The 11,358-nt window shown below is 42.3% G+C and carries 7 protein-coding genes and 1 pseudogene; 7 read left to right on the top strand and 1 reads right to left on the bottom strand.

The window, feature by feature from the left end:
* From IEY67_RS24620 to IEY67_RS24590, 7 genes and pseudogenes are all read left to right on the top strand, one after another.
* Positions 1–187: pseudogene (locus IEY67_RS24620) on the top strand (Rpn family recombination-promoting nuclease/putative transposase); the annotation flags it as partial.
* Between the two features lie 250 nt (positions 188–437).
* Positions 438–2,927, top strand: a complete 2,490-nt coding sequence (locus tag IEY67_RS24615; RefSeq protein WP_221267757.1) for a glucosidase family protein — start codon at positions 438–440, stop codon at positions 2,925–2,927.
* A 28-nt stretch (positions 2,928–2,955) separates the two neighbouring features.
* A complete protein-coding gene (locus tag IEY67_RS24610; protein ID WP_183669027.1) occupies positions 2,956–3,624 on the top strand; it encodes a cobalamin B12-binding domain-containing protein in 669 nt (222 codons plus the stop codon).
* Between the two features lie 12 nt (positions 3,625–3,636).
* Positions 3,637–4,638 (top strand): uroporphyrinogen decarboxylase family protein, encoded by a 1,002-nt coding sequence (locus IEY67_RS24605; RefSeq protein WP_183669029.1) that lies wholly within the window; start codon positions 3,637–3,639, stop codon positions 4,636–4,638.
* Between the two features lie 11 nt (positions 4,639–4,649).
* Positions 4,650–5,360 (top strand): vitamin B12 dependent-methionine synthase activation domain-containing protein, encoded by a 711-nt coding sequence (locus tag IEY67_RS24600; RefSeq protein ID WP_122375821.1) that lies wholly within the window; start codon positions 4,650–4,652, stop codon positions 5,358–5,360.
* A 28-nt stretch (positions 5,361–5,388) separates the two neighbouring features.
* Entirely contained in the window at positions 5,389–6,456 is a 1,068-nt protein-coding gene (locus tag IEY67_RS24595) for a uroporphyrinogen decarboxylase family protein (protein WP_183669031.1), read from the top strand.
* Between the two features lie 61 nt (positions 6,457–6,517).
* Positions 6,518–8,977: an alpha-L-rhamnosidase C-terminal domain-containing protein gene (locus IEY67_RS24590; RefSeq protein WP_183669034.1), complete on the top strand. Its 2,460-nt coding sequence runs from the start codon at positions 6,518–6,520 to the stop codon at positions 8,975–8,977.
* Positions 8,978–9,044: 67 nt separating this feature from the next.
* Here the strand turns inward: IEY67_RS24590 and IEY67_RS24585 are convergent, their stop codons facing one another.
* Positions 9,045–11,348, bottom strand: coding sequence for an alpha-L-rhamnosidase-related protein (locus tag IEY67_RS24585; RefSeq protein ID WP_183669036.1), 2,304 nt, complete (start codon positions 11,346–11,348; stop codon positions 9,045–9,047).
* Positions 11,349–11,358 lie beyond the last annotated feature (10 nt).

The raw sequence follows: 11,358 nt of genomic DNA, 5'->3' as shown, positions 1-11,358 counted from the left end.
CGACTATAAGAATACGATTGACTATGCCGAAGAAAGAGGGGTGGAAAAAGGACGGAAAGAAGGTCGAAAAGAGGGTCGGCAGGAAGGTGTTTATTCCGTGGTAAAAGCCATGAAAGAGAAAGGATTTCCTCTTCTGACAATTGCAGAGGTAACCGGCCTCAGCGAGACGGAGATAGAGACATTATAATTTCATAATAAACATGTAACGAAAACAAGGCAGTTTCATTTGAAGCTGCCTTGTTTTCGTTAGAAACTGGTTTAAATCTTTCTATGTTCGAGTGCGAAGCCTATCTGTCGCTTGTAAATCCCGTTTGATTGTATCATTCTGTCATGTATAAAGAACAAATTCCCATGTTTCAAAGAAAAAATATATATAGACCTTTGTTCTTGAAATTTAATACCAATGTTTTTCATTAATAACTTAATTCACATAATTCATGAATATGAGATTACTGGTGACCTTTATTGTTTTGGGGATGTGTATGTTTACTCTTGATTCTTATGCCCTGAACAGTATGCCTCACGACCCGGCGTTAAAAAAAATAACTATTTCTGATCCCAGCCAAAAGCTGGTTCTGCAACTCGATTACTCGAACGGTTGCAAAATAACGCAATTAAAAGTAAAAGGTAAAAACGTATTATCCGAATCAGGTATTTATACCGGTTTTCGAACCAGGGGAGGTTCGTTTACCTCTTGTACCGGTCAGGATGAAATAAAAGTAGAAGAGTCCGGAAATAAGATACTTATAAAGAATATCATTTACGGAGATCATTCGATAAACGTGAATGAATCATGGACTTTTGATTTGAGCGGAGATAAAATAATATGGAATATTAACCGGAAATACAGTAACCTGGCAAAACTGGAAGAAACTGCTTTCCCTCAATGGAACTTTGCAGACCTTTCCGTTTGGAAAGGAGGGATACTGGATAACGGAGGAATGGTCTGGTGCAAGTATTTGAGAGATGTAAATGATACATATGGCGTACATACCGGAGGGGTGACTTTCTGGAATCCGGATACGGGAAATGCTTTGCGTATCGAGGCAAAATCGGATGGCAGACATCTGGCGGCAAAATATTCACAAAGTGATAAGAAAGAGTTTGTCTGTACTCATTTTGTAACGGATGAGGAGCTGGAACCCCGGTATAATCTGAACCGCTTTGTTCATCAGAGAGCGGATGTGTTTACTCCTTTTGATGTTCAGAAAGGTGATGTGAATATGACACTTGAAATGGAATATGTCGATTATGCCGTAGCTTATTCCAGAGGAAATCTTCCAGGTATAGATGCAGAAGCTGTTCGTGAGTTGATGAATACGACCGGACGGTATGGAGTGGTGGATAATGCGATCGTAGGAGCCAACGGATGGACTACCAACTGGAAATGTCTGCACGAACCTTTCTTTGCCCAGATAGGAATGGCATTGAACGATGGTAATTATGTAAAAAATATGTCGGCGACGCTGGACCGTGAAAGAGATTATGCGATAACAGCCGACGGTCGTGTTCTGTCCCGTTGGCATAATGCGGATGAAGACCAGATGCCGGGAACATTTAATTACAAAACCGGATATTATGAAGCAAGATGGGGGTATACGGTAGATTCACAGACCGGTTTTGTGATCAATACGGCAGAACAGTTTGACCTGTGTGGCGATATCGAGTGGCTGAAATCCCATAAAGTCGGTTGCGAAAAGGCGCTGGATTGGCTGATAAAAAGGGATTCGAATGGCAACGGTGTTTTTGAAATGATGAATAGCTCTATAAAAGAAGAGAAGGCAAGCGATTGGCTGGATATCGTTTGGGCTAGTTTCGAGAATGCGTTTGTGAATGCCCAGATGTATGAAGCGCTGAATCTGTGGGCCGGTTGTGAACGGGTTTTAGGGGATAAAGCAAAAGCTGATTATTACACGGCGGTGGCAATGAAGTTGAAAGAAAATTTCAACAAATCTATCCATGACGGAGGATTCTGGTCACCGGAGAAAAAACAATATGTCTATTGGAGAGATAAAGACGGTTCTGTGCATGGGGATAACCTGGTTACTCCGGTCAATTTTGCCGTGATAGCATTCGGCTTGTGTGATAATAAAAAGCGGATCGCCCAGGTGCTTGAGCAGATTGAGAAAAGAACGGTCGCTGAGAATCTGTTCCATTGGCCGCTTTGCTTCGACTCTTTCGAGAGAGAAGAAGTATCAGCCGGAAACTGGCCTTTCCCTACTTATGAAAATGGGGATATCTTTCCAACATGGGGATACCTGGGAGTCAGGGCTTATGTCGGTTACGACAAGCATATTGCTTTAAAATATATCCGTAATATTCTGGCGCAGTATAAGAAAGACGGACTCTCGTCTCAGCGATATAGCCGTAAGACACAAGAAGGACAGGGCTCCGATATTTTGGCAGGTATCTGTACAAGCGTAACAGCTCTTTACAGAGATATCTACGGAATACGTCCTAAATGGAACAGGATGGGACTGGAACCTAATATGTCTGAAATACTTAACGGAACGGAATTTAATTATACGTTGAGGGATACAGAGTACCGTATCAAATTAAGTGTAGATGATTATGAGATGCAGACAGATCGTTTTTCTGTCAGAAGCAAGGATGCTTTCGGTGCGTCTTTCGAAGATGGTGGCTTGGCAGTCTATCCGCATAATGAAGAGAAAGCGGTATTGAAAATTTTCGGAGAGTCGTCTTCACCGGTTGGTGTAACACTGAAACAGTGTTCCGGAAATGATATTTCATGGGAAATGAATACAACAGACAATTACAGATTTATTATTGAGGGATTGAATCCGGCTTTAAAATATAAATTAGCTATCCAGAACAAAGTGACCCATGTAGAAGTCGGTGCGGATGGCAAAGCGTCTTTTACCCATTCTTGTAAAGGACCGGTAAGAATAAGATTATACGGCAAATAAAATTATGAACATTCTAACAACAAAAACTATGAACGACATTTTAGAACAGATCGCATTATGCGTGGAAAACGGGAAAATAAATCAAAAGTCTCCCTATCCTCCAAGCATGAAAGGCCAGTTAGGGGCAGATGAACTTACTTTACAGGCATTGGAAGAGGGCGTGGCTCCTACTGATGTCCTCTCTAAAGGATTGATTGTCGGTATGGGACGCATCGGAGTAAAATTCCGTGAAAATAAAGTCTTTGTACCGCAGGTATTGATGAGTGCCAAAGCGATGAACGGGGCCATGGCGCATCTGAAGAAGTATTTTTTGGATGGTTCTGTAAAAAGAAAAGGAAAAATTATCATCGGTACGGTAGAAGGTGATTTGCATGATATCGGGAAGAACCTGGTGAGTATGATCGCCGAAGGAAATGGATATGAGGTAATAGATTTAGGCGTGGATGTTCCTGCTGAGAAATTTATCGAAGCTATAAAGATGAATCCGGGTGCATTTGTAGGAATGTCAGCCCTGCTTACGACAACGATGGCCAACATGGAAAAAATAAACAAGATAATTAAATCGGAATATCCTGAAGTTATCACTTGTGTGGGCGGTGCACCGTTGAACAATGAGTTCGCCAAAAAGATCGGAGCCGATTACTATACGGACGAACCACAGGCCCTGGTTGAGATATTGGATAAGTTGGTCGCATAAATAAAGAATAATATGAACGTTGATAAATGGATAAGTGATATTATAGCTTCCCGCGAACGTTGTACCGTGCCGATTATGACCCATCCGGGTATCGAGATGATCGGGGCAACCGTAAAAGATGCTGTTCAGAGCGGGGAGAAGCATGCACAGGCGATCAATGAACTGAGTAAGAAATACCCGTCGAAGGCAGCTACTGTGATAATGGACCTGACGGTGGAGGCCGAAGCTTTCGGCTGTTCCATCGCATTTCCGGAAAATGATATGCCCCATATTCTGGGAAGTCTGGTAGATTCGGAAAGTATAGAGGGGTTGCAGATACCTTCTTTATCGGCCGGTAGAGTCCCGGAATATATACTGGCTAATAAAATGGCTGCCGAAGTGATTACGGATAAACCGGTTTTTGCCGGAGCTATCGGTCCTTTCTCTTTGGCCGGAAGATTATATGGTATGTCGGAGATCATGGTCGCTTGTTATCTGGAGCCGGATGCTATTGCTTTACTGCTCGATAAGTGTTCCCGCTTTATAGAGGACTATTGTACGGAACTGAAGCGGACAGGGTGTTCCGGTGTTATAATTGCCGAACCGGCAGCCGGACTGTTATCGAATGAAGATTGTTTGCAGTTCTCTTCCGTATATATAAAAAATATAATCGATAAGGTACAGGACGATTCGTTCATGGTAGTTCTGCATAACTGTGGTAATACCGGTCAGTGTACAGACGCTATGATATCCACAGGGGCGAAAGCCTACCATTTCGGAAATGCCATATCAATGCCAGAAGTTTTGAAACAGTGTCCGGCTGATACGTTGGTCATGGGTAATATTAATCCGGTGGGTGTACTTCGTATGATGTCGCCGGAAGAGATTGAAAAAGAAGTGACCTCCTTATTGGAACAGACTGCAGAGTTTCCGAATTTTGTACTTTCAACAGGTTGTGATGTACCTCCTTGTGTACCGGAAGAAAATATTCAGGCATATTATAATGCTTTATCAGCCTTTAATCGTAGAATATAAATGATGCTTTGATGGCCACATTTAGTTATTACAGCCCGACGATCCGGGAAACGGGTATTCTTCCGGATGATTTGCTGGAAATGCTGCATGAAGAGGACCGATCTCCGGATAACCCGGTAGTATGTGAAGTAACGGATGTTTTTGAGCAACTCCCTGTAATCTCAGATATACGGGGAGGCTATGCCATTTTTGAGGACATAGAGCGGTTTCCGGAAACGGGGGAGATACGGATAGCAGGACAAACTATAAAAACGTCCCGTAAAATCTGCAGACTAATGGAGGGTGCAGAAAAGATCGCCGTTTTTATCTGTACGGCCGGACAGGGATTTTCCGATTATTCCGGGAAGTACAATAAAGAAGGTGAGTATCTGAAAGGGTATATTGTGGATACTATGGGAAGTCTTGTTGCCGAAAAGTCTATGGATTTTATTCAGTCTGAACTGGAGAAGCAAGTACTACCGGAAGGTATGAAAATAACCAATCGATACAGTCCGGGCTATTGTAACTGGCCTGTTGACGATCAGAAGCAGCTTTTCTCATTATTGCCTGCTAATGCATGTGACATCTCGCTTTCAGCCAGTTGCCTGATGGTTCCTATCAAGTCGGTAAGCGGTATTATCGGTATCGGTAAGAATGTCCGGAAAAGTAGTTATTCGTGTGATATCTGTAACAATCTCACCTGTATTTACCGGAAGGTAAAAAGTAAAAATAATCAACATTGAACAAGTAATAAATAAACTTTTAATAGATATGGATAACATGACTCCCAAAGAACGTATTTGGGCAACTATAAACCGTCAGCCGGTCGATCGTCCGCCGGTCGACCTCTGGTGTACACCCGAAGTACTCGATTCACTTCGCAAATACACTTCACTGCAAGATGAAATGGCTGTTTATAATAAGCTGGGAATAGATAAGATCGTTTGGATATTCCCCGGTTACGGAGGACGTTTCTTCGACCCGAACGATAGTGGAGAAATTACGATGTGGGGTGTTCCGACCCGGATGGTAAAGGCCGGTCTGGCAACTTATCAGGAGTATATCGATCCGCCGATTGCCGATTATATGGATCCGTCTGAATTGCTTGGTTATCATTCCTGGCCTGACCCTGATAAATTTGATTATGCAGGTGCGAAAGCATTGGCAAAAGAAGCTCGTTCTTGGAATTTTGCAACTATAGGTCCCTGGATATCTCATTTTGAGATCTATTGCCAGATGCGCGGATTGGAAAATGCCCTGATGGATACGTTGGCAAATCCGGATTTTCTGGATGCAACGGTAGAACGTATCGATGCCATTCAAACCGTCATGCTGGAACGGATGCTGACTGAATTGAAAGATGAACTCGATATCGTGTTTATCAGTGATGATATGGGAATGCAGGATAGCATGCTGATCTCATTGGATTCATGGGAAACGCATTTCAAACACAGGCTGAAAAATTGGTGCGACCTTATCCATAGTTATGGGAAGAAGGTGCTGTATCATACGGATGGAGCTGTCCTTCCTTTGATCCCGGGATTGATAGAATGTGGCATCGATATCCTGAATCCGATACAGCATGTCTGCCCGGGTATGGACAGAGCCAATCTGAAAGAACAATACGGAAAAGATCTTATTTTTCATGGAGGGGTCGAGAATCAACGAACGTTACCGATGGGGACAGTCGGTGAAGTGATCGATGAAACCCGTAAATGCCTTGAAACATTGGGGAAGGACGGAGGCTATATCTGTTGCTCATGCCATAACGCACAGGCAGGAACGCCGGTGGAAAATATATTGGCAATGATAGATACGGTGAAAACATATAGGAAATAATGTTATCTTGCAATTGAAATTCTGAGTGCAGAATAATTATTTATAAATTAAAGATGTAGTTATGTCTAAAAACTTAATTCTGTTCACGAAAATATTATTGTTGACACCTTTATTTGCATTAGCCAATGGTCCGGATGGAAAAGACTTGAAGAAGTTATCTTATCCTTCTTTGAAGGGTATTCCGACAGGAGAGAAGGTCACTTGTTCACCGGACCCTTTGGTCAATTACCGGTGGAAAAGCCCGGATGCCGACGATGATCTGGAAGTGTATACGCAGAAACCGGTTTCTGTAACGTGCGATGAGCCGGTGAATATGAAAGCTAAAGGTAATTCTGATCTGACAATTACAGGAGCATGTAATATCATGTTTGATTTTGGTCAGGTAAATGCGGGTTGGTTGGAATTTGAATGCGATGATATGCCGGCAACGGTCGAATGCAGTATCAGTGAGTTCAACGAACCGGCTGTATTTAATCTGGGTTCCGAACATCCGGTAAAAACGGCAGAACCTAAGCAATACGGTAAGACTTATCGTTTAGAGTTAAATAAACAATTGTATGAAGGGGTACGTTTTGCCTGGATTCATTTGAAAGATGTATCCAGGAAATTCAGGATACGGAATGTCCGGTTGGTTTGCCAGACAAAGCCGGTTAATTATGAGGGAAGTTTCAACAGCAACAATGACGAGTTGAATCGCATCTGGTATACGGCTGCTTATACTGTCCGGCTTAATTTACTGAAAGATTATTTCGGTGCTATTCTTATGGAGCGGAGTGACCGTCATTCCTGGACCGGGGATGCACATACTTCTCAGGCTGCTGCTCTTGTTGCTTTTGGTAATTATGATTTTGTCCGTAAGAACATTCTTTACACGGCCGAGCAGTTTAATGGTATCCTGAGTTATTCTCTTTATTGGGTACAGAGCTTATTGGATTATTACCAGTATACCGGTGATCAGTCTCTTTTGGATTCCTTATGCAATAACGCCTGTAATAAACTGGATATCGCTTACCAGCATTATGAACATAGTCCGTCAGTCTCTTTTTACGGATGGGACGAACGGTTAGGAGCCGGTTTTGAGAATCCGAACTGTAAAGAGACACATACGGCATATAAAATGTTGTCTATCCAGACCTGGAAGAGATTTGCAAAGGCGATGAATGACTGTGGCCGACAGGACCTCTCCCGGAAATATGAAACGTATGCCGATGAAAAACAACAGCAGTTACAATGTAGTCCGGACTGGCAGGAAGGGTTGGATATATTTGCTGCTTCCGATGCGGTGAATGCCGGTGTTGTATCTCCAGAAGATGTATCTTCTTTGTGGAAGAATGTATATAGCGATCGTTTGCAGCGTGTTTCTTATTCTCCTTTTAACCAGTATTTTGTGATCAATGCATTGGCTCGTCTGGGACGTTATGGGGAGGCGATGAATACGATCGATGATTGTTGGGGAGGACAGTTGCGGTATGGTGCGACTACATTCTTTGAAGTATTCCGTCCTTCGTGGAATCTCTGCAAGCTGGAGGATAATGATGCTCCGGTCAATAATCAGTGCGGATACACCAGCTTTACTCATCCCTGGAGTGCCGGTGTAGCGAAATGGTTGAGTGAAGAGATTTTAGGTGTAAAACCGGAGACTCCGGGATTTAAAACTTTTACCGTTTGTCCGCATCTGACTTCCGGATTGACCCGTATCGATGGGACTGTTCCTACTCCTCATGGGAAAATACGGGTTTATATGGATGTAAAGGAAGGAAAAGGTTCTTTGTCTGTTCCTGCCGGAACAACCGGGCGGCTGGCTATACCTCTTATGGGGGCAGGAAATATAGAAATCAAAATGGACGGACAAACAGTACAGCCGGAAAAGAAAAATGCCACTCACGTTTATTTGCCTGTATTGAATGATGGATTGCATACATTTAGTTTTTCTTATGACCGTCCTGCTGAAAGTCCGGTGGTTGAAGAAGATATCAACTACTGTTATCCGGCTTCAACGGTAAAGGAAGATACCCTGACTCAGGGAAATTGGAAAGGTGTATATGGTTCGAAAGGATATGTTTTGTTCAGTTACGACGGGGAAGGTGCACACCGGACTAAACTACCGAAACAATGTCAAAGCATCATTTGCCAGCGAGAAGAGAATTCCAGATATATGAATACGGCTTCTGACAAACGGGCATTGGTCTCAAATCTTGAAAATGACGAGAGTCGTAGTCTGGGAGCTATAACGACGTTCGATCCTCAGGTCTGTCGTCAGACAATAACAATAGATGTGGATTACCGGCACGATAAACCGTATAAAATATCTCTTTACTTTGTGGATTGGGATAATAACGGACGACGGAGTGCGATCGAATTGTTTGATTTACAAGATAAACGTATTTTGTCTCCGGTCCATATGGTCCGCAATTATGAAATGGGACGTTATGTGACATTTGAAGTGAACCAGCCTGTGCGTATCCGTATATGCCAGGTGCGTGGAGCAAATGCAGCTTGTTCTGCGTTGTTCCTGGATTGATTTAAGTTGAAATAAAAAAGAACTACGGTTTCGTTACGAATACCGTAGTTCTTTTTTGTTATAAACCTTAATGAGTTGCAGAAATATTGATCGTCGGATTCTTTATCTCGAAATAATGGTAAGATTCATCAGATTTCAGATACTTTACAGAATGTTGATTAATACTGCTCAATTGGTTATTTTCATATTTTCTCCCGTTTATAACTAGAGATTGCTTTATTTTATCTTTAGGAAATGCAATATGAATGATTTTATTATCCGTATTGGTCACATCGATGGAATATAGATGTCCTGTTTGATTTTTTATCGTTGCTGTGATAGTTCCCGTTTTTGTAGGAACAGTACATACCACTTGCTTCAAATTTCCTAACGTCGGTTTTATAAGAATTTTATTCCATTCAGCTTCAAGTGGAGAGATTCCTGCTATATACTGGGATAGTAAAGATAAAGGACCTCCTGCCCAGCCGTGATTGATACTTCCTCCGCCAGCTCCACCTATTTGCCAGTCTTCCCACAATGTGGTGAGAGGATGATCGACCATGTATTTATAGCGTTTTTTCATGCGATCGAGACCTCCCTGAACGTCGCCACTAACAAAGAAAGCTTCTAATATATATTTTTCCATATAAGGGCTCGCATGGAAATTATCAGTTAGAAAAGTCTTTATTGATTTCCATTTATCGGAATCGGCAAAACCGGCAAGTACAGCCAGTCCATTAGCGCGATCATCCGGTGATTCCTGAAAATCCGAAGAACAATAGACCTTCCCATTCCAATAAAATGTATTTACTGCCTGTTTGATTGTTTTTATTTGTTGATGATAAACGCTGGCATCTTCTTTATAACCAAGTAGTGAAGCCATGTTTTGTGCTCCTTCTAAAGCGAGGCAATACCATGCGTTATCCAAAATAGGCAGATCTATATTTTCTCCCCAATCTCCCCAGTCCCAATCTCCGGGACGATGAATGACCAAATTACGTTCATCGGTTTTCCACTTGGCCAAGTAGCGTTTCACTGCCGGATATGCATGCCGGATCGTTTCTGTATCTCCTGTATAAAGATAGTAATTCCACATCCCGAATTTTCCGATAGAAGCAAGCATTTGCAGCGGAAGTTCTCTGGCCCAGGAACCAGCAGGAACCGGTGAATATAATACACTGTCTTTCCTTTGCCAGTCAACCAGATTCCGGATCGCTTTTTGTATAAGTCCATGTGCATTACTATCACAGGAATATAGTATTTCTCCTGAAACGATAACTGCGTCTCCCCACCATTGAGACCGTTCTCTGTCCGGGTCCTGTATCGCATCACGCATATTTAGATTCATCGTGTTCAAGGATTTTTGCCAAAGTGTATTCAGAAATATGTCGTCACACTCGAATGAACCGACATGTTCCGTATTGAACCGGGTTTCACGATAAGCAACCTTATTCACTTTTACTCCGGGAGGTATAGTATATATTATTGCGTGTCCATTTACGTAATTAAACGCTTCAAAGGACTGCTTTCCCTTTTTGGTTACATACTCTGCACGAACATTATATTCACTTCCTCCTTTATAGTTGTCAGAACGGATATCGATGAACAGACCTTCATTGGCTTCTATTTCAAAGTAGGGTGTTACACTGATATTTCGTGGGAGTTTGGCTTTAATTATTAATGTATCCGATTTAAAAGAGCGTTCGACCGAAACATATTCTGTCAGACCGGAATCATACCAGTTAGGGAAAGGGCGCGGATGTATCTGGTTCCACGGTTGGCAAGGATAACTACCGGCAATGGTTGCTTGCTGCCAATTGGAGTCATCATATTCCGGTTTCATCCAGTCGGGAATATCTTTCCGGGCATCGAAATGAATATTTGATTCAGGTAACCGATAATTGGGGAGAGGTTCCTGCGACTCTCCGTATGCCGGATGTACTTTAACTTTCCAGCTGGCATCCGAAATTATTTCACGATTACCTGATTGTAATTTAGCCAGTAGTCCCGGACTGCCGCTATTTTTATGGCAGAAACCGTCTTTTCCCCAATACCACATAAGTATTGCAATTGTGTTATTTCCCTTTTTCAGGTAAGAAGCAATATCCAAGCTGTCAAAATAAGTGTCATCAGGGTTGGGACCGCGTTTCAAACCTCCTTCGAAAACAACTAATTTTCCATTTACCCAAAGCCAGTATTTTGAATCGACTGAAATAGTAAGCATGGCTGTTTTTTCAGCTTTTTCAAGTGTAAACGCTTTTCGGTAACAGATCCATTGATTGGGCTTAGTCAATGTTTTTTCAATGGATATCCATTTTACTCCATTCAAGTCGACGGCAGATAGGTGTAAAGCCGTAAAGATAAACAGGGTTAAAAGAATGTATTTTTTCATTTGTATAAAA

The organism is Parabacteroides faecis (genome assembly GCF_014647375.1).
Taxonomy (GTDB): Bacteria; Bacteroidota; Bacteroidia; order Bacteroidales; family Tannerellaceae; genus Parabacteroides; species Parabacteroides faecis.
This window is presented reverse-complemented; position numbering and strand designations above follow the sequence as displayed.